The sequence below is a fragment of the Pseudochryseolinea flava genome (assembly GCF_003286915.1).
Lineage (GTDB): Bacteria > Bacteroidota > Bacteroidia > Cytophagales > Cyclobacteriaceae > Ohtaekwangia > Ohtaekwangia flava.
Genome location: NZ_QMFY01000016.1, coordinates 33,840 through 53,827, shown reverse-complemented (window position 1 = coordinate 53,827; position 19,988 = coordinate 33,840). Strand labels below are relative to the sequence as shown.

21 protein-coding genes are annotated in these 19,988 nt (G+C 43.9%); 5 read left to right on the top strand and 16 right to left on the bottom strand.

Going from position 1 to position 19,988, the window contains the following annotated elements:
- Window positions 1-19 precede the first annotated feature (19 nt).
- Together DQQ10_RS22940 and DQQ10_RS22935 are read left to right on the top strand one after the other, a co-directional pair.
- Entirely contained in the window at window positions 20-955 is a 936-nt protein-coding gene (locus tag DQQ10_RS22940) for a YheT family hydrolase (protein WP_112749273.1), read from the top strand.
- Window positions 952-1,650, top strand: coding sequence for an SOS response-associated peptidase (locus tag DQQ10_RS22935; RefSeq protein ID WP_112749272.1), 699 nt, complete (start codon window positions 952-954; stop codon window positions 1,648-1,650). Before DQQ10_RS22940 ends, DQQ10_RS22935 begins: the two co-directional genes overlap by 4 nt.
- Before the next feature lie 78 nt (window positions 1,651-1,728).
- Here DQQ10_RS22935 and DQQ10_RS22930 read toward each other — a convergent pair whose 3' ends face one another.
- The 4 genes from DQQ10_RS22930 to ispG all read right to left on the bottom strand — a co-directional run bounded on the left by DQQ10_RS22930 (window position 1,729) and on the right by ispG (window position 5,346).
- On the bottom strand, window positions 1,729-2,754 hold the full coding sequence (locus DQQ10_RS22930; protein WP_112749271.1) for a hypothetical protein: 1,026 nt from the start codon (window positions 2,752-2,754) through the stop codon (window positions 1,729-1,731).
- Between the two features lie 63 nt (window positions 2,755-2,817).
- Window positions 2,818-3,171, bottom strand: a complete 354-nt coding sequence (locus DQQ10_RS22925; RefSeq protein ID WP_112749270.1) for an MmcQ/YjbR family DNA-binding protein — start codon at window positions 3,169-3,171, stop codon at window positions 2,818-2,820.
- A gap of 2 nt (window positions 3,172-3,173) precedes the next feature.
- Entirely contained in the window at window positions 3,174-3,371 is a 198-nt protein-coding gene (locus DQQ10_RS22920; protein ID WP_112749344.1) for a DUF6728 family protein, read from the bottom strand.
- 16 nt (window positions 3,372-3,387) lie between these two features.
- Window positions 3,388-5,346, bottom strand: coding sequence for a (E)-4-hydroxy-3-methylbut-2-enyl-diphosphate synthase (gene ispG, locus DQQ10_RS22915; protein WP_245970508.1), 1,959 nt, complete (start codon window positions 5,344-5,346; stop codon window positions 3,388-3,390).
- A gap of 240 nt (window positions 5,347-5,586) precedes the next feature.
- On the opposite strand from ispG, the gene DQQ10_RS22910 reads away from it, so the two are divergent.
- On the top strand, window positions 5,587-6,369 hold the full coding sequence (locus DQQ10_RS22910) for a hypothetical protein (protein ID WP_112749268.1): 783 nt from the start codon (window positions 5,587-5,589) through the stop codon (window positions 6,367-6,369).
- Here the strand turns inward: DQQ10_RS22910 and DQQ10_RS22905 are convergent, their stop codons facing one another.
- Window positions 6,370-7,074 carry an SDR family oxidoreductase gene (locus DQQ10_RS22905; RefSeq protein WP_112749267.1) on the bottom strand — a complete coding sequence of 235 codons (705 nt, stop codon included), beginning with the start codon at window positions 7,072-7,074 and terminating at the stop codon, window positions 6,370-6,372.
- An 89-nt stretch (window positions 7,075-7,163) separates the two neighbouring features.
- Between DQQ10_RS22905 and DQQ10_RS22900 the strand changes: the two genes are divergently transcribed.
- Both DQQ10_RS22900 and DQQ10_RS22895 read left to right on the top strand, forming a co-directional pair.
- Window positions 7,164-7,898: an MlaE family ABC transporter permease gene (locus DQQ10_RS22900; protein ID WP_112749343.1), complete on the top strand. Its 735-nt coding sequence runs from the start codon at window positions 7,164-7,166 to the stop codon at window positions 7,896-7,898.
- The gene (locus DQQ10_RS22895; protein WP_112749266.1) at window positions 7,895-8,644 is read left to right on the top strand and encodes an ABC transporter ATP-binding protein; all 750 of its coding nucleotides are present in this window, start codon (window positions 7,895-7,897) and stop codon (window positions 8,642-8,644) included. Before DQQ10_RS22900 ends, DQQ10_RS22895 begins: the two co-directional genes overlap by 4 nt.
- Before the next feature lie 7 nt (window positions 8,645-8,651).
- On the opposite strand, the gene mtgA is transcribed toward DQQ10_RS22895, so the two are convergent.
- The 11 genes from mtgA to DQQ10_RS22840 form a co-directional block, all read right to left on the bottom strand.
- Window positions 8,652-9,377: a monofunctional biosynthetic peptidoglycan transglycosylase gene (gene mtgA, locus DQQ10_RS22890; RefSeq protein WP_112749265.1), complete on the bottom strand. Its 726-nt coding sequence runs from the start codon at window positions 9,375-9,377 to the stop codon at window positions 8,652-8,654.
- A 76-nt stretch (window positions 9,378-9,453) separates the two neighbouring features.
- Window positions 9,454-10,248 (bottom strand): GNAT family N-acetyltransferase, encoded by a 795-nt coding sequence (locus DQQ10_RS22885; protein WP_112749264.1) that lies wholly within the window; start codon window positions 10,246-10,248, stop codon window positions 9,454-9,456.
- Window positions 10,249-10,326: 78 nt separating this feature from the next.
- Window positions 10,327-12,687 carry an ABC transporter permease gene (locus DQQ10_RS22880; protein WP_112749263.1) on the bottom strand — a complete coding sequence of 787 codons (2,361 nt, stop codon included), beginning with the start codon at window positions 12,685-12,687 and terminating at the stop codon, window positions 10,327-10,329.
- Window positions 12,688-12,791: 104 nt separating this feature from the next.
- Window positions 12,792-16,418: a sensor histidine kinase gene (locus DQQ10_RS22875; protein WP_245970515.1), complete on the bottom strand. Its 3,627-nt coding sequence runs from the start codon at window positions 16,416-16,418 to the stop codon at window positions 12,792-12,794.
- Window positions 16,419-16,461: 43 nt separating this feature from the next.
- Window positions 16,462-16,737, bottom strand: coding sequence for a DUF983 domain-containing protein (locus DQQ10_RS22870; RefSeq protein ID WP_165824069.1), 276 nt, complete (start codon window positions 16,735-16,737; stop codon window positions 16,462-16,464).
- Window positions 16,738-16,804: 67 nt separating this feature from the next.
- Window positions 16,805-17,059 (bottom strand): hypothetical protein, encoded by a 255-nt coding sequence (locus DQQ10_RS22865; protein ID WP_112749342.1) that lies wholly within the window; start codon window positions 17,057-17,059, stop codon window positions 16,805-16,807.
- 39 nt (window positions 17,060-17,098) lie between these two features.
- Window positions 17,099-17,638, bottom strand: coding sequence for a DUF420 domain-containing protein (locus DQQ10_RS22860; RefSeq protein WP_245970507.1), 540 nt, complete (start codon window positions 17,636-17,638; stop codon window positions 17,099-17,101).
- 2 nt (window positions 17,639-17,640) lie between these two features.
- Complete coding sequence (locus DQQ10_RS22855) at window positions 17,641-18,126, bottom strand: hypothetical protein (protein ID WP_112749260.1); 486 nt, start codon at window positions 18,124-18,126, stop codon at window positions 17,641-17,643.
- Window positions 18,127-18,196: 70 nt separating this feature from the next.
- Window positions 18,197-18,526: a cytochrome C oxidase subunit IV family protein gene (locus DQQ10_RS22850; protein ID WP_112749259.1), complete on the bottom strand. Its 330-nt coding sequence runs from the start codon at window positions 18,524-18,526 to the stop codon at window positions 18,197-18,199.
- Between the two features lie 44 nt (window positions 18,527-18,570).
- Window positions 18,571-19,314: a cytochrome c oxidase subunit 3 gene (locus DQQ10_RS22845; protein WP_112749258.1), complete on the bottom strand. Its 744-nt coding sequence runs from the start codon at window positions 19,312-19,314 to the stop codon at window positions 18,571-18,573.
- A 72-nt stretch (window positions 19,315-19,386) separates the two neighbouring features.
- Window positions 19,387-19,980: a cytochrome c oxidase subunit 3 gene (locus DQQ10_RS22840; protein WP_112749257.1), complete on the bottom strand. Its 594-nt coding sequence runs from the start codon at window positions 19,978-19,980 to the stop codon at window positions 19,387-19,389.
- Between the last annotated feature and the right edge of the window lie 8 nt (window positions 19,981-19,988).

The following is a 19,988-nucleotide window of genomic DNA, read 5'->3' as shown; positions in this document are numbered from 1 at the left end:
AACTAACCGCTGAAGAGAAATGAATCCATATCAACCACCTACCATTCTCTTCAACGCTCACCTGGAAACAATTTTTCCATCGCTTCTTCGTAAGGTAAGTTTCCAGCAAGCGCAGCGCGAACGTATCGTTACACCCGATAATGACTTCCTCGATCTTGATTGGTATCGGCAGAATTCCAAAAAGTTGCTGATCATTTCTCACGGCTTAGAAGGAAATTCAACGCGCACCTATGTGCTGGGACTCGCACGTGCAGGATATCTTGCTGGCTTCGACATTCTCGCGTGGAATTTCCGAGGCTGCAGTGGTGAGATTAACAAGCAACTTCGTTTTTATCATAGTGGCGCCACCGACGATCTTCTCACTATCGTGAATCATGCACGGCTACAGTACAATGAGATTTATCTCGCGGGATTTAGTCTTGGCGGAAACCTAACACTAAAATTTTTGGGAGAGCCGGTCGACCACAGTCACATCAAGAAGGCTGTTGTCTTCTCCGTACCACTCAACCTTCACACGAGTTGTCAACGCATTGGCGAGCGATCGAACTGGATCTACGAAAGACGTTTCCTGAATTCTTTAAAGAAAAAAGTGTTGGCCAAAGCGAAGTTCTATCCCGAACTCGACACGCGGAAGTTGATGGCCATTACTGACCTAAAAACTTTCGACGATCAATACACAGCACCACTCCATGGATTTAAAGATGCGATCGCTTATTACGAGGCGTGTAGTTCACTCTACTTTCTGAAGCATATCAATATTCCTACCCTCATCGTAAACGCAAAGAACGACCCCTTCCTAAGTTCTGATTGTTTTCCTGAGGATATATTGACAGATCATCCTGTGGTTACGCTAGAGACACCTATCTTTGGCGGACATGTAGGCTTCGCCCAGTTCAATAAAAATGGACTATATTGGAGTGAAGAGCGTGCTATCAAATTTTTTACGCAATCATGATCGACCGTTTCACCATAACCGCCAGCGCAACGAAAATAGCGGAGCGATTCTCCGTTGAAGTTCCTGATTTCTATACCCCGAAGTACAACGCAGCACCTACTCAGTTGATCGGCGTGATTACAAGCAACGCTCCAGAAGGACTTTCTAATTTCTATTGGGGAACTTCTCCCGAATGGGCCAAGAATAAAACGCTTAGTGAAAAAATCATCAACGTTCGTGCTGAAGTGATTCTTGAAAAACCGGCTATCAAACGCTCCATGATGCGTGGTCGATGTATTGTGCCTGCTGATGGTTTTTATGCCTGGAAAAAGGCCGGAAAAAAATCAATGATCCCTTATCGTTTTGTTGATAAGAATGAAGGAATATTCTCTTTCGCTGCGATATGGGAAGAGTTTGAAGATACCGATGGCAACGAGCTTCAGACTTTCTCAATTATTACGGTGCCCGCTAATGAACTGGTGACTCCCATATACGATCGTATGCCTGTCATTCTTTCTCCTGAAACGGAGGCTCAATGGCTCAACAAAGAAACTAAAGAAGAAGAATTGGTTTCGGTGCTCACAGCGATACCCGCGAACCAATTAAATCTATATTCCATTTCTCCGAGAATCAGTAATCCAGCTTTAGATGTGCCGTCCCTTATACATCCTACGCCTCCTGCCGATCAACACGGGAACCTTACACTTTTTGATTAGTTATATCGGTTATCGGTTATCTTGTAAACTGTTATCCGTGAACCGTGAACTGTTACCGTGAACTGTTATCCGTTAACACTAGAATCCGTCTTCCTCTTCCTTCTGCTTTTCTTCTTCGGTAGGCGCTTCTTCAGTCTCTTCTGATTTCTTTTTCTTGTCCTTCTTACGACGTGCTGGTTTCTCGTCAGATGTTTCCGCAGGTTGATCTTGATCTGCCTTTTTCTTACGTCCGAATAGTCCTTTCTTCTCTTTCTTTTCTGCTTTAGGGGCCACCTGGGTAGCAGTCGTTGCTTGCTGCACCGAATCTTCGTCTACATAATCAAAGTCGTCCTCTGATTTGACTGGTGGCTCGGCAACATCCGTGGAATCCGTTGCAGCAGATTTATCTTTCTTCTTGAACAAATTCTTAAAGAATCCAAAGAAGCCTTTCTTTTCCTTCTTCTTCTTTGCGGATGCTCCGGAAGCTTGTTCTTGTTGTCCTAAATGCGCTAAGCGAACATCAGGCAACACGAGGTAATCACGGAGATACCACATGTAGTTATCCTGATCAACATTGAATTTTACTTCCTCCACGTAGTACGTGGGAGTCTCCCGACCATATTTTCCAGACGCAGAATCGTACACTAAGCTATCGGGGAAATTGTATCGTAGTACGCGAACTTCTTTGTCTTTAGAGATCATATAAACGCTGTCCTCTTCTGGTGCTGCAACGCTATCGGTTGGCACATCAACGATATATGTGCTGTCGATTACAGAACGCGCCGCGAGGTCGAGCTCAGCGCCAGGAACCACCCCGTCTTCGTCCATACCAGGCACATAGCCCGGCTGTAGCGAATCTGGTACGACCACGTTTACCGGTTTCATGACGACAGTCTGTAACTGTCTTAATTTCTTTTTATAGGAAACATCTTCTGCGACGAGATATTTATTCTTGCTCGCAGTGTACACCTTAGGCATGGTGTCGTTCTCAAAATAGCTGAATTTCTTGCGTAGCTCGTCTTTATCGTAGATGTACGCACTCTGATAGGCAGGGCATATCATGCGCTGTGTACAGCCACTTAAAAGGAGGTTCGCAATGAAGATTACAAAAAATGCCCTAATCATGGACAGGCTAATTCAAACAAAAATAAAGATTTTAGCATCATTTATAACCTTTTGACTATCAATTTACATCGATTCTAACGCTGATTTTTGACTTTTAGTGAGTTTCGACGCCACTAAAGCATAAGAATCGTCAATCCATTGACGGACAAGCTTATCGGGCAAAGATCCATCCATCAGCACGGTGTTCCAATGTTTCTTATTCATGTGGTACCCAGGTTGTACGGCTGGATAGGTCTCTCTAAGCTCAGCCCCTTTTTCGGGATCAACCTTAAGGTTAATGCTGGCGAAACTCTCTACGTCCGTTAAGGCAAATAACTTGCCCATCACCTTAAACACCAACACTTCTTCGCCAAATGGAAATTCTTCGGTCACGCCCTTCTTATTCAAACAATAAGCGCGAAACGATTCAATATTCATGGCTAGAGGATGCGTTTCAGAACGAGGTAAAACACCGCGATGATAAACACAACGATTGAAAACTTATTCACACCATGCATCATGCGCAGGTTAACATTGGCTGGACGTGATGCATCACGCTTGCGAAAGAAGTAAGTGCCAACTTCACCAAGTCTAAAAAAATCTTTCCATGAGCTTTTACGAGGCTTCGTATTTTCCATTGCGTTTGTATTAATGTTAAGATGCTGGTTCAATCCAGTCGCCATGTTCGCGGATTAAATCAACCAATTCGTCAACAGCTTCAGCGGTAGGAACGTTCCGACGAACAACTTCCTTGCCTTTATATAAGGTTATCCGTCCTGGCCCGGAACCAACATATCCGTAATCCGCATCGGCCATCTCTCCAGGTCCGTTCACAATACATCCCATGATGCCAATCTTGATACCTTTCAAATGACTGGTACGCACACGAATTTTAGCAGTCGTTTCCTGGAGGTCAAACAAAGTACGCCCACACGATGGACAAGAGATGTATTCTGTTTTTGAAATTCTTGTTCGCGTCGCCTGGAGAATATTGAACGCTGTATCGTTGATAAATTTATCAGATCCACAATGCTCGGCAGCAATAAAAACACCATCACCTAATCCATCGACAAGCAACCCTCCTAGATCGGTCGCAGCATACAGTTGCAGTTGATCACTGGTAAGGTCTGCGTATGCACGCCCTATAACAACAGGTACATCACATCGCCCATTCATTAATTCAACAAACAAACGACGCTGTTCTGCGAGGCCGTGTTTATTGTACGTGTTGATAAACAAAACTGCTGTTGGTTCATTTTTTACTTTCTCGAGAAAAGCTTCATCAATATCTTTCAAGAGCGTGTAAATAAAATTCAATCGATCCGATAATTCAACTTCTCCCTTATGATAATCAGAAGCCTTAATCAACGGATAAGCTCTATCTCGATGTCGTTGTGTCTGCCATGTCTGATGATTGAAGATCAATCCCAGTGTACCTGGAATTTCAAACTCAATGGTCTTGTCGCCCAGAAAAATATAGTCACATGCTGTATCAGTGATATTCCACTTATCGAGCGCGACTGCATAGTGATACCCTAACGCAAAGCATGATGCTGGCGTAATTTTTTCTTTCGTCGAGAAATCTGCGATTACTCTTGGAATCGGATGCGATCCACCAAAGTTTACAACCTCACGTGTTTTCCGTCGGTTGTAATCAAACGGCGTAATCGGATAGTGTTGAATCGCGGCTATTGGTTCATGTCCCACACGATCATCATAACGTTTGGCTAACTCGCGCGCAACCGGAACTTCAGCTTCAGGCTCCTCGGTGAGGGAAACGCGAATCGTGTCGCCCAGGCCATCTTCGAGTAATGTTCCGATCCCGACTGCAGACTTCACACGACCATCTTCGCCATCGCCCGCCTCGGTAACGCCTAAATGAAGTGGATATGGTTTCAGTCCCTCCTCTTCTAATTTCTGCACCAACAAACGATATGCTTGCACCATCACTTGTGGGTTACTCGATTTCATGGAGATGACAATGTTGTAAAATTGCTCATCCTCACAAATGCGCAAAAACTCCAAGGCAGACTCAACCATTCCCGCTGGGTTGTCGCCATAGCGACTCATAATACGGTCTGAAAGGGATCCATGGTTTGTACCGATACGCATAGCTGTTCCATATTCCTTACAAATCTTGATCAACGGCACAAATTTCTTACGGATACGATCAAGTTCCGCCTGATACGAAGCCTCTGTATAATCGATTGTTTCAAATCTTTTCTTGTCGGCATAGTTGCCCGGATTGATTCGAACCTTCTCAACGATACGCGCAGCAAGCTCCGCTGCGTTCGGCGTAAAATGAATATCGGCTACGAGCGGTACGTTATATCCTCTTAAGCGAAGCCCTTTCTTAATCTCGTCAAGATTCTGCGCTTCTTTAATACTGGGTGCTGTGATCCGAACATACTCACAGCCAGCATCTACCATGCGTATCGTTTGTTCGATAGAACCCTGCGTATCCATGGTATCGATGGTCGTCATCGATTGAATGCGAATAGGATTAATGCCCCCCATGGGTACATCTCCAATTTTCACTTCGATGGTTTTGCGGCGGCTGTATTGAACCAGGCTGTTGCAGTATTGCTTGAGGGCTGCGATTTCGGCGTTCACAGATGAGATTTTATCTGACAAAAATAACTTTAAAATGCCGATTTTGTTTTCGCACACCGGAAGATTCTTCGGCCAAACGGCTAAATAATTGCCCCACGAAATGCAATTTTTCCTTCGGTCGTCTGGCATTATTCCGCATGTTTCTGAATAAAAATTACATAAGCAAAATCCGCTTATCAATACCCAAGTTTACGCGTGAAAAACCTCCTAAAATTGAAGTGTCAAAAAACCATTTCACCCATGCAGGTCAAAGGAAACGTCATACTTTACAACACGCGCATCTATGAAGAGGAAAATCTCCAACCCGATGTGTTTCTTGAAAAAGTAAAATTGGTTCAACGTATTCGAACCTCACGACAACTGAAATTTTCTTTTCTTCCAACGTCTGCGAAAGACCTTGAGCGTAACAACAAAATTTGGGAATTTGTCAACGGCAATTCCAACGCCCTTAATTACGACCATAAATATTTTATCATCATGCTGCCGGATTGGCTGCACCAGTTTCTTCGATTTTCTACTCAGAAGAACGTGATGGAATGTATCGTGGTAGCCCTCACTGGCCTTTATGCCGGCGAGCCTGCCATGCGCGCAAAACTTGAAAAACGTCTCGAACGCAGTCTATATCTCCGTGTGACAGACTACTATCGTCAATACTTTTCCGACTTTGAAGACTTTAGCTTTATCGTCGCGGAAGATTGGAATCTCACCGATCAAATCAACGACGAGTATTTTCAGAAAAGAAAACGTTTCATCTCGCGCTTTGATTACTTCTTCCGTGATCATTGCAGCAACCCGATCGTCATTCCACATATCTATCCCGTGTATGACCCTCGCTACGAACAATCCATGTTCGTAAAGAACACCTTCGATGTCCCTTTGGTGAATTCTTATTTCAGCAAAAGCGACTGGAAGCGTATCATTCTTGGTGATTCCAAAGATGAATTGATCCGCATGGAGAGCGAAGCTGAACCATGGATCAAGTGGAAAGAAAGTTTTGTACGCGAGAACAGGCTACGCGCATAATCAAATATCGCCAAGTTGTGGTCGGATTAGGATCTCTTCGATCACCGTCCTGTCCGAAAGGGAATACGTCGAATAAATGGTTTCCGCGATGTCTTCGGAAGGCATAAAGCGCTCGTCTGGCAACGTCGTACCATCCCAACTCGCGGTACGTGTGGCACCGGGTAAAACAGCTGTGACTTTCACCTGATGTTGCTTTAACTCCTCACGCAAACACTTGGAAAAACCCAGCAATGCGAATTTCGAGATCGCATAAGACCCGCCATTCGCGTACGCTTGGATACTGGCTATGGAACAGATATTGAAAATATGCCCTTGCCGCAAGTCTTTCATAACATGCACCAGTCCACGGGTGGTATAATAAGCACTGTACAGATTTCCTTCGATCATTTTTTCCAGCGTCCCTGCCGGCTCTGTCGCAATCTCGCCAGGAATAAAAAAGCCTGCATTATTAACCAACACGTTGATGGGCTGCCGAAGAAGTAAAACCTTTTCACAGAACAACTTCACTTGCTCAGGCTCCGACATATCGGCCACATGCGCATGGCAACGAACATCATACGTATTCTCAACATGCGCGACCAGCTGACGAAGATCCACTTCTTTCCGCGCACAAGTAACAACATCAAATCCCTCACGGGCAAACTTTTCAATAATCGCCCTTCCAATTCCCTTCGTCCCGCCCGTAACAACAATCAGTTTGTTCATAATCTCCTAAAATGCGAATATTCACAGTTGAATTAATTTTCAACTATCTTTAGCAAGATAATGATTGCCTTTATTTTCTTGCAGGTATGATCGCTGAGATTGGTAAGTATTTTATGTTCCTCGGAAACCTCTTCGTGAATCGCGAAGCGTTCCGAACGTACTATAGGCTGGTGATGGAAGAATGCGTGAGCATCGGATTAGGATCGCTCTTTCTCGTTGCCCTGGTTGCCACATTCATGGGTGCCGTGACCACGGTTCAAACCGCCTTCAATATGGTGAGCCCACTGATTCCTAAATTTGTGATTTCTCAAGTTGTTCGTGAGATGACTGTATTGGAACTCGCGCCAACAATCATCGCCATCATTTTTGCCGGTAAAGTAGGGTCAAGTATGTCGGGCCTTTTGGGAACGATGCGCATCACCGAACAGATCGATGCACTCGAAGTGATGGGAATTAATTCCGTATCGTATCTCGTCCTCCCCAAGATCATTGCATCAATCTTAATGTATCCAATGCTGGTTATCGTCGCGGGTGTTTGTGCATTGCTCGGCGGTTACATTGTCGGCATATTCGCAGAGGTAATCACGCCTAATGATTACGTTGTCGGACTACGATATTCTTTCAATCCATTCACGATTACCTTTGCGCTGATAAAGTCAGTTGTTTTTGCATTCCTCGTGTCTTCCATTTCATGTTATCAAGGATACTACACCCATGGTGGTGCATTGGAAGTGGGCGTGTCGAGTACAAAAGCCGTTACCAATAGCGTGATCGCGATTCTGATTTCAGATTATTTACTAGCACAACTACTTCTCGCGCAATGATCAAAATACAAAGTATTACCAAATCATTTCACGATCGAATGATCCTCAACGACGTGAGTGGTACGTTTGAAAAAGGTAAGCCTAATCTCATCATTGGGGCCAGTGGTACAGGGAAGAGTGTGCTCTTGAAATGTATCGTCGGGTTATCGAAACCAGACTTCGGTCAAGTGTTCTATGATGGTCGCGATTTCTACGAAGGCGACCGTGATCTAAAAATCGAAATCCGCAGAGAGATGGGGATGCTGTTCCAAGGTGGAGCTTTGTTCGATTCAAAGACAGTAGAGCAAAACGTAATGTTTCCCCTCGATGTCCTCACGAAAATGTCGAGCGAAGAGAAACTCGACCGGGTGAATTTTTGTCTGAAGCGCGTTGGTCTCGAGAACGTCAATCGGAAAATGCCATCTGAAATTAGCGGTGGTATGAAAAAACGCGTCGGCATTGCGCGCGCAATTGTCAATAACCCCAACTACCTATTCTGCGATGAACCAAACTCCGGGTTAGATCCTCAAACATCGGTACTCATCGATGATTTGATTCAAGATATTTCCGAAGAATTTGATATCACTACCATAGTCGTTACGCACGACATGAACTCAGTGATGGGTATCGGTGAGCGCATCATGTTCATTTTCAAAGGACAGAAACTTTGGGAAGGGACAAAAGACAACATCACGCACTCGAACGTTAAAGAACTCGATGACTTTGTGTTTTCAAATAAAGTCATGAGTGGATTACGTGGAAAATAAAGAATCCCTATTTCTTCGTCTTCCCATTGTTGGCTGGCTCCAGTAGCGCATCAATCTCCGGATCACCACGCAAATTGTTCATCTGCTGCAGTACCCATGGATACCGTTTGCTGATGTATCGTGATTGAGGTTTTACGGTATATTTCTTTGGATTCGGCAGCGACGCAGCGATCATTGCAGCTTCCGTCTGCGTGAGTTTTTTGGCCGATTTCTTAAAATATTTTCTTGACGCTGCTTCAATACCAAATACTCCTTTGCCCATCTCTGATACGTTAAGGTATACTTCCAATATGCGTTTCTTTCCCCACACAGCTTCAATCATAAAAGTAAAATACGCCTCCAGACCTTTTCGAAACCACTTCGTATACACCGATTGCCCCTGCCACAGGAACACATTTTTCGCCACTTGTTGACTAATCGTCGATGCACCACGAATACGCTTTTTGGTTTTGTTATTCTCCATCGCCTTCTCGATACTCTTCCAATCGAACCCATTGTGGTCAGGGAAAATTTGATCCTCTGCCGCCATCACAGCCAAAGGAGCATTGGGAGAAATATCTTCGTAAGCAACGTAGTCGCGCTTCAAACCATCGCCTTCAATCCAGCTCATCAATTGAATGACCGTAATCGGCGGATCTACCCAGCGCAAAGCGATGATGTATAAAAGTTGCGCTACGAACAGAATGATAAATGTCTTCTGTAAAAATTCGACAAGAGCCTTAAGCCGCTGCATGGTGTAGATTGTGTGCGCGAAAATAGGAAAAGTTTTGACCGGCTGTACTCGCTTGTGAAAAGAGATATGTAATCTACTAACCGACGTTTCCTGCTATTCTGTTATAGACCGCTTGGGGTTGCCATGAGAACGACTTTCCCAGACGCATTCGTGTACCTTGGTTGCTTACTTGATAACCTCGTTCAAGTAAATAGTTTATCGCTACTTCGTTCTCTGAAGGAATGACACTCTTCGTTTGATTGATACTTCGTGTTGTCAAAAGGGCACAACCTGCTTCCTTGGTCGTCGCAACAATGGGGCCATCAGCGATCGTCGGCAAATAGTAGCCGCTTATTTTTCCATGCTCAAGATAAAGGGACGCTTCTTTCAAATGTGGTAAGATCAATCGAGAACGATCTTCTCCGACAACGCTAAAATCTACCGACAACAATTCGTCCCGTCTATTGCTTTCAAATCTTTCAATGTTCGTCGATGGTGATGTTGGAAGTATGCCACCTTTTAAAAATGTATAGGTTGATTCAGCAACAAAACCAACTTTCTTATACACCGGTTCGCCTAACGTCGTTGCGAGGAGCATGATCGTCTCACACGATGTGTGCCGTAGCTCGGCAACAAGTGCCGACGTGATGAAGGTACCCACACCTCTACCGCGTTGGTTTGAAGCGACGATAATGTGCCCGAGCCACGCTGTTTTCCCATGGTTGATGATGGTCCCTACGCCGATGATCGTTCCCTGCGCTTCTACTTTCATCGGTGTACAGAACGATGAAGCGAGATACCACTCAAACGCCTGCGTGATATCACCCCAACCCTCGGGCTGAAGCGCAGCCAATGACGATAAATCTGATTTTGTAAAAGGTGCTATGAACACGTCGGTAGAAAATATTGATTCGCAGAACGACTGTCGAATATAATTTTTTAACCAATATCTTCATAGCACCTCACGATTCTATTCGTATCGTAAACTTTTCACGGGATCACTTGATGCCACTTTTAACGAATGATAAGAAATGGTAATCATCGAGATCAACAGACAAATCGATGTCGCAAAAAGCAAAGTCGCGATTCCGATATCAACGCGATAGGCATACGTTCCCAGCCAATACGACATAAAATACCATCCAGCAGGACAACCGATACACGCGGCAATCATTACTAAAACAGCGAACTCTTTTCCCATCAAACGTACAAGCCCTGGCACAGAAGCACCCAACGCTTTGCGTATACCAAGTTCTTTTGTCCGTCGTTCAGCTGAGAATGCTGACAGTCCAAAGAGTCCTAAACACGAAATAAAAATTGAGAGTATAGCAAGTGCATTAAACAACTGTCCGCGTTGACCCTCGTCCTTATAAAATTTCTCCCAATCTTGATTCATAAAAGTGTAACGATACGGATAGGCCGGCGCATATTCTTTCCAGATTTTCTCAACCGATGCGATCGCCGCTTCATTCTGACCGTCGCGTGCCCTTACAATTAAGCAATTCATCCATGACGGGTCGATGCGCATAATGATTGGTTCGATCTCGCTATGCAAAGAACCGAAATTAAAATCCTTCACCACACCAATAATCTTTCCCTTCTCTTCCCACATGGTGAGATCCTTTCCGGCAACACCATCCTTAAAACCAAACTTCGCCGCAGCCTTTTCGTTCACGATGTAGTTCGAGCTATCCGTAATTTGATTGCGATCGAATGGCCTCCCCTCTGCCATTTCCATTTTCATCGTTTGGATAAAGTCAAAATCTACGTTCATGTTAGAAAACAAAATTCGATCATCTGGACTTTTTCCTTCCCAATCTAAACCATAGGTCGAATTACCAACTTGAATGGGCGATTGACTGGAGGCCGTTACACTCTCAATGCCTGGCATCTGCAACAGCCGCGCACGAAAGGTCTCAAACTTTTTAGGCATATCCCCTTCCATCCACAGCGTGAATAAATTATTACGATCAAAACCAATCTCGTGGTTATTCATGAAACTCATCTGGCGAAAGACAACCGTAGTACTGATGATCAAAATGATTGACAGCGAAAACTGTACAACTACGAGTGCTTTTCTAAACGTTGCTGCGCGACTACCACTCTTCAACTGACCTTTTAGGACTTGCGCTGGTTTAAATTCTGAAATAAATATAGCAGGATAACTTCCCGCGATAAAAGCTGTGATAAACACGATTCCAACAAAAGTCAAAATCACATACTCATTAGAAAAATCTAATGCGATATCCTTCGAGGTGATCTGATTAAACATCGGCATCAAAACAAAAGCCATCACCAATGCAATGATCGATGCCAGCAAAACGGTCAGAAAAGACTCTCCCATAAATTGCCTAAACAACTGGCTCGGCGAGGCCCCGATAGCTTTACGCAACCCAACTTCTTTTGCTCTCTTCGTCGCTTGTGCTGTGGCGAGATTCATAAAGTTGATACAGGCGATGATCAACACAAAAATTGATAGAACGAAGAATATCTTAACGTTCTCAATTCTACCTCCCGACTGTACCCCGTTCTCGTAGTCGCCGTGCAAGTAACCATCTTTGAAAGGTTGAATCAGTAGCTCTACATTGGTCTTCTCTTCGTGCGCTCGAATTTCATCTTTGAATCGTTTTGAAAATCCTTCGACATCTGCTCCAGCACGTAGCTGAAGGAAAGTCCTCACGTTATTATTACCCCACTCATCTAACCAGCTTTTATTCTCATCAAAGAAAAATTGAAATGGCAGCAGATATTCAAAGCGAATAGATGAGTTAGTCGGAATAGGTTTAAGAACGCCAGTAACGGCAAATGTATTCTTGGTATCCATTACGATAATCTTCCCAAGTGGATTATCGTCACCAAAATATTTTTTCGCCATCTTCTCGCTGATCACAATACTATTCTTATTCACCAAGGCAGTTTTTACATTGCCTGCTTTTAGCTCAAAGCTGAACATTTCTACAAAATCCTGATCAACATAAAAACCCTCTTCGTAAAAAGCCTTTTCTTCAAATTGCATTAAATGGGTAACTGGCCACGTAAAACGAGATGTCCGTTCTATTTCAGAATACTTCTCCTTAATAAATGGAGCCATGGGCGCCGGTGTGGAATTGAACGTAAAGAGCTTCCCATCAGTGTAGGTCTGATTTTCTCTGACGATGTATAGTCGCTCCACATCGCGGTGGAACTGATCGACTTTCAATTCATCATTCACCCACAGCAGAATCAGTAGTGTGCTGCAGATACCGAGTGCTAAGCCAAGTATATTGACAGTTGAGAAAAGCTTATTTCGAAAAATGTTTCGAAAAGCAATAGTAAAATAGTTTTTAACCATGATAAAAGCGATTAGCAGTACTAATGACAACCCAACAAAAGAGATGTTGCATGAAGGATACTTAGCCTTCTACGAATGGTTACAGCGGAAATAAAATATATTCGTTACGATTCAATCAGCGGCAATTCAATAAAAAAGGCCGTGCCTAACCCGGGCTTTGTTTCAAACCACAACTTACCCTTCATTTGCTCGATTCCCTGTTTTGCAATTGCAAGACCTAATCCTGAGCCTGATTTTTTTGTCGTAAAATAAGGAATGAAAATCCGCTCGGCGATCGCGGGCTCGATCCCTTTTCCGCGATCCGCTATACTTACAACGCATTGCTTGTTTGCAACATCGACATCAACGACCACGGGATTACTTCTCCCCGGAATGGCGGCTTGAAAAGCGTTGAGAATGATGTTAGAGAACGTTCGCCCCAGAAGTTGTTCATCACCCATCACGTACAGTTCCCGATGTGGTAACCGAACAGAAAGATCTCCCGTCGGACTATGCAGGTCTACAATTCGCTTGATCAATGAGGTGATCTCAAGTTTTTGAATAACCGGTTCCGGCATCTTGGCAAACGAACTGAATGAAGACGCTATTTCATTGAGCGTATCGACTTGTGTTAGCAATGATGAAACTGCCTTCTGTGTTTTTTCCTCGGAACTTTTTCCGGATTGAAGCGCGCGTTCCAGTTGCTGAAGCGTCAGCTTCATGGGCGTCAGGGGATTCTTGATCTCATGTGCTACTTGTTGGGCGATTTCTCGCCATGCCCGCTCGCGTTGCGTCTGCTCCAATTCAGCCTTACTCTCGCTCAAAGAAAATAACATCTGGTTGTACTCTCGTACCATCAAACCAATTTCGTCATCGGCCTTCCATACCAAAGGTTGGTTTGTCTTCGTAAGCGAAGTTCGCCGCAAGCTTTGGGTGATAAACTTCAACGGAAACGTAAGCCACTGCGAAACAAAATATGAGAGAATAACAAGCGCAATAAAGATCAAACAGAATGTATTGAGGATGTTCACAAATATTCCGATCTGAACTTTCTCTAGCGAGAATGCCGATCGAAAAAAAGGTATCCCCACGATGCCGATCAACTCACCACTCGAGGGTTTCTTCAATGCCGCGTAAGCAACATAATACATCAATTTACCGGCTTGCTCTGTTCGTATAAAAGCATTATCACCAATGCGGACTTTCTGTAAAGCAGATTGATTGATGTAATCACTCAATAAATTGTTCTCAAAAATAAGCGGTTGACTTGTCGCCATCAGTACACCGAACTTGTCATACACATTGGCGTCCATGTTGGTGAGCTTCGCCAAATCTCCCACGGAACTATTGAACGTCGGAATATTTACGTCATCCGACTCAAGTACCTCACTCAATGTGACCGAAAGTTGGTCACCAAAAGCGCGAGCCTTATCGAGATATTCTTGATTCAATTGATTCTGTGAGAATCTATTGGTAAGACTTAACGTGCTTATGCTGACAACAATCAACGGCAAGAAAAACGCTAGATTCAAGTATAACTGCACGCGTGCAGAGAAATATAACTTATCGCCACGGAAGTAGTTAACGAGGCCTTGAATGAGAATAAACACGAGTACCAACATCAATCCAAGCACCATTAAAAATGAAAAGATTCCCAGCGCATAGGTCTTCGTGGTTTCAGGGGAAGATACTACAGCAACCCTGCCATTGTCATCTTCTTCTGCGATGTGATCGTACCCCGCGGCATTAAATCCTTGCGTGTGAATATCGATACTACCAAGCCATTCGCGGTCGAATTGTTCGTAATTAAAATCCCCGGCGCTGTAAAGAATTCCTTCTCTAGAAAAAACCACGTAACTCAAATCTTGCTCACGAAAGACTTGCTGTGCACGATTGTCGACTAAAAGTTCAGGATACACATTTTGTGGAATCACGCGTTTCAAGCCTAGTGTAAGAACGACATATCCTGCAATTGAGCTGGAACGCTTTACAGGAACGGCTACCACGTATTGCTGCGCTACCGTACCATCTATGCTATTTAGGTAATACACATCGCCATAGCCCGTTTGCGTCGCCGCTTTGTTATTTCGAATCAACTCAGCAAAAGTGATGGACACGCCTTCGTCAAGGGAACCTCCAGAACTGTTGAACAAAAAGATTTCAACATCATATTTATTAAAGTATCCTGGGAGGAAAACTTGTCTGATCTTTTGGCGAATGGCGTCGCGATTCAAAAACGGACTGGCTACACGTGTTTGAATAAACACGTCACGAGAGATTTTTGCAGCTGTCTCTTGCAACAGGTATTCACCAAAAATATCGCGATCGATTAGAAATTCATTTGCAAATCGAAATTGATCGTCGATTTTCTGCTGCCAGCTGTAGTGGTAAATCGCATACGCTCCATTTACGGAAAAGAAAAAAATACACGCGAATAAATACCCGAAGGTAGAAAACCGTAAACGCATTAAGCTGCTTGAGAACCCTGCAACATATACTACGCCAATGTAAATTGTACCGAGTATAACAGAGGAGATATACCGTTGCCCTGTCCACTCATTAATACCGACGAAGAAAATTACGGCGATGAAAAAACTAATCATGATTCGCGTGCGCTTTTTATCACCAATGAGTAGACGGATAAAAGCATGCGCAAAGAGGAACGAGCATATACCTGCGAGCAGTACAGCTCCGAGGGCCGCGACGCGTGGCGTATCAAAACTTAGCGAATGTGAAACATCGAGTACAATAGATGAATTGTTAGCCAGTGTCTGGATAACAATGAATGGAAACATAAAAGCAAACAAAACCGCTAACGCATAAAAAACGGAGATCGTCCAATTTAGCAAGGCGCTCCTGCGCTGAACACGAAGAAGAAATAATTTCGGGTAGTGTTGAAAAATAAACAGGCACAATACCAGAAGTGCGAGCTCATTGAGCCACAAATCTCCGAGGGAACCATTGAGATTTGACGATGCAAATTCGCCAGGATTGAACAAATCCGAATGGAGATAATCATTCGGGAAATTAAACGTGATCATCACGTGGCGAAGAAGCCGAAGGGTCAAGAACAGCGCGACGAACCCGACATCTGCATAGCGAAGTGCAGAAAAGAAACGCATCAATCTGTACACCGCATAACACAGTGATGCAAGAATGAGGGCAACGCCAATCCAACTCAGCGCATGCCCAAAAGTGAATTCACCATTCACAAAACTCACACGAAATACAACCTGCTTATCAACGATGATCGGTTCTCCTTGCGATGCGTTAGCCTCATGAATAACAAAACTTCGCGAGGGAAATATCTTTTCATTCCACGTTGTCTGAAGGTAGTCGTTCGTTATACTGTATTTACGGTACAAAGGAATGATCGCAACCAACGTGTAGCCGTTTTTGAGTTCGTGCTTCACGGCAACGTACTCGCTATTTCCATACTTGAGAAGTTTCAGTTTAAATGAATCTGCAACCGCAGGGTATGACGGGACGAATGTGTGATCAGACCAATATTTAAGACTTTGAAACTGGTAGATATAATATGGATACTGACATTCGTCTACGTATTTCCCAGAGGATACCTTACCTTCAATGCGCTTTACGTCGTCATCAACAAGTTGAATTTCCTGTTGAAGACGTTCCGACAATTTCGTCGCAATGATTTGCGGATCATCATTCGTTTTTGTCCAGTATAGCAACGCACATCCTGCTGCGAAGAGCACGACCGATACAATAAGCGCTATCGATGATTTCACTTTCAAATTCAACTCAGGTCATCGATAAAGTTAACAATAAACTTTATTCTGTTTCACCCGGACGATAGCGCGGGCCTCCAAAAAGATAAAGGAATAAGATGCGTGCGTAACGATAGTTCAACGGCACGACCACCAGAATGCCAACGATGCATGTCGTAATGTACGTCCATTCGGACGGATCATCGAAGAGAAAATATAGTACGGCGCTCACGATACCGATGAGAATCACCGCATAAGCATAACTCACGAACATGGCTCCTTGATAATAACCTGGCTCCGGCTCGAGCTTAATTCCACAATGTGGACAGGTATCGTTCATGAGGTTGAACTTCGACACTTTTGTTAACGGGTATCGAAACATTGAGCCCTCACGACATCGGGGACATTTACCGAGCAGTAGTCCCGTGAGATACCCCCTTTTGACCATGCTTACTCGATTTATACCAGAAATATCCAATCACCATTACAGCCAGGTAAGGCATCACCAGAAGATAAAGGATGCCTGTATTTATACCCGCAGCAAGACCTGGATCTCCATTAGAAAAGTTATTCTCTAACGTTGAGCGACACATCGCGCATTGTCCGTTTACGTTGGAAATAGCAAGGATCAGTATTCCGATCAAGACCACAATTCTTTTCATAAGCACGTCTTTCATTTTCGCCGTCGTGAACATCTCAATCTACTTGTAGTATGGACTAAGCATCAAGTACACTACTACGCCGGTTACAGCCACATACAGCCATAGCGGAAATGTAAATTTAGCCAATCGCCGATGTCTTACAAAGTCGCCCGACCAAGCCCTTACGTAAGTGAATAACACCAATGGAATGATGGCAACCGACAGTACGATGTGGGTGATGAGTAATACAAAATAAACGATTCTGATCCCGCCTTGGCCACCAAAATGCGTTGTTTCGCTAGTAATGTGGTACGCGACGTACATGACTAAAAAACAAATAGATAGGCCGATGCAAACCTTCATTAACGTTTCGTGCAGTATTTGCTTTTTGTTTTTGATCGCCACGACCGCGATCACCAGCAATATGGCCGTTGCCGCATTTATCCCAGCGTAAATCGGTGGAAGGAAAGATAAATCGTATCCGGGAATTTTTACCTTAAACAAGGCGGCTACCGCAACCGGAATGATGATCGAAACCGCGACAATTAGTTTTTTATACTTCTCCCCTTTCACTGATGGAGACATCTCCAATTTATCCATGTCTAATATTTCTTAAGTATGATTGTTATTTCTGTTAATAAGCGATCAACCTCTTCCCGATCGCTCATGGTGTATTCGCCACGAATTTTTCCCTGCGCGTCAACCAATACGGTATTACGAGGCTCGGCAAGGAAGAATGTACAACGCTTCCACGACGACGTTTTTACATCTAATGATGTGTGATGAATGATGTGTACTGCATCGTCTTTGATCTCGTCAGTAACACGATCTATCTGTGCTCGTCCATCGACTGTCGTTTCATCAAAGATAACGACAACAAGCTTGTCGCGACCAAAATTCAATGTCGATAAAACAGTATCGGGTACGGAATAGGGTAACGTAACATTCGAGCATCCCGTAACAGTTGGAGGAGCTGACTGATATAGTGGTGCTACGGCAAATTCATTTCGCCCAAATAGCTTGAGAAATACAAAGATGCATCCTGGTAGAAGGAGCGCTAAGAATAAGTATATGAATTTACTTTTCATGTGACGGACTAAAAAGAAAAAGGCTTAAGTGACCACCTAAGCCTTTTCCAGATAATATTATAGTGGACTATTAGAATCTTGCATTTCCGATTGCAACGCCTTCGTAGACGAAAGCAACAAGCATCCAAACGATGAATACCAAAGGAATAAGGATAGACCAGAATAGTACTTTCACTTCGTAACGTAAGTGCATGAATTCACCCACGATGAAAGCTGCTTTTACGATCGTCAACCCGATGAAGAGCCAAACTTTGAATTGGCCGTGATCCATCGTGAACGCGATGATAAATTCAACAATTGTAATGATCAACATCCATAGCGCTGTCATCCACAGTTTTTTGATCTTCTCTTTATCTGGTGGAAGAACATTGATATGAACCGTTTCTTCAGAATGAGCCATCTTTAGTAAGCTTTATAATTTCTGTAATCTTTTAATCAATCAAATTAGACAAGGTAGAAGAAGGTAAATACGAATACCCACACCAAATCTACAAAGTGCCAGTAGAGACCTACTTTTTCTACCATTTCATAGTGGCCACGACGATCGTAAACACCCATTACCGTATTGTAGTAGATGAGAAAGTTTAAGCAAACCCCGCTAAATACGTGGAAGCCGTGGAAACCTGTGATGAAGAAGAAGAAGTCAGCAAACGCAGGAGGTCCGTATTGGTTTTGAACGAGGTTCGCACCAAAGAATGTAGTTCCTTCTGCAACAGCTGATCCGTGGTGTGATCCGTGGATAAAGTGAGCCCACTCCCAAGCTTGGCAGCTCAAGAAGGCAACACCACCGAGGATGGTCCAGAGCATCCATTTTTCAACAGCTTTACGATCCATACGGTGACCAGCTTCAACAGCCAACACCATCGTTACAGAGCTCATGATCAAAATGAATGTCATGATACCAACGAATACCAGTGGCAAAGCATAACCTTCTAGAAAAGGTACAGCTTCATAAACTTTTTCAGGTACTGGCCAGTAGTTCTGCGAAAACACAAACTCGCCAGTGTAATCAAATGCTTTATGTGCAGAGCGTACCAAACCATAAGTGATCAGGAGTGCAGAGAAAGTAAAAGCATCGGACAATAAGAAAAACCACATCATGAGTTTGCCATAGCTGGCGCCCATTGGTGATGATCCACCATCCCATTCGCTCCTACCGGGAGCTGTTGCCACTGAAGTACTTGCCATATTACGTTTTAAAAGTTATTTCAATTAATCAAGTTCTAATGCTACACTACCGGCTCTCCACTCGCCTTCCCATTAACGGTTCAATAATAAAAAGACGAACAAATATAGCCAAAGAACATCCAAAAAATGCCAATACGTTGCGCACATTTCTAGCCCCAAAAGGTTTTTTGAGTTCGCTTTTAGCCTAAAAACAGAGGTTGTAGACACCACCAGCACAACAACACCACTGATCACGTGAAGCCAATGGAGCCATGAGATCACGTATAGGAAGGATCCCGACACTGCTGTGGCATCCTTTCCGCGAAGGTAAATTTGATTATCCACCAGTTGACCCCACGCAAAGAACTGTCCCACAAGAAATGCAGTACCTAGTATCGTCGTGAGTGTAATCGCCAATTTCGTGACGTCGATCTTATCCTGCTTGGCCGATACATAGGCCCAATGCATCGTGAGACTACTCGCCAAGATGATGGCTGTATTTACCCAAAACATATTGGGCAAGTCAAACACAAGCCAGCTTCCGTTAGACTGTCTAACGATATATGCACTTGTAAGCGCAGCAAAAACCATTACTACGGTTGCAATGAAAAGCCACAATGCAAACTTCTTCGGATGCATGGCAATGGGCTTCTTCGCTTCTTCAACTATTTTAATATCGATAGCCATCTCTTCTA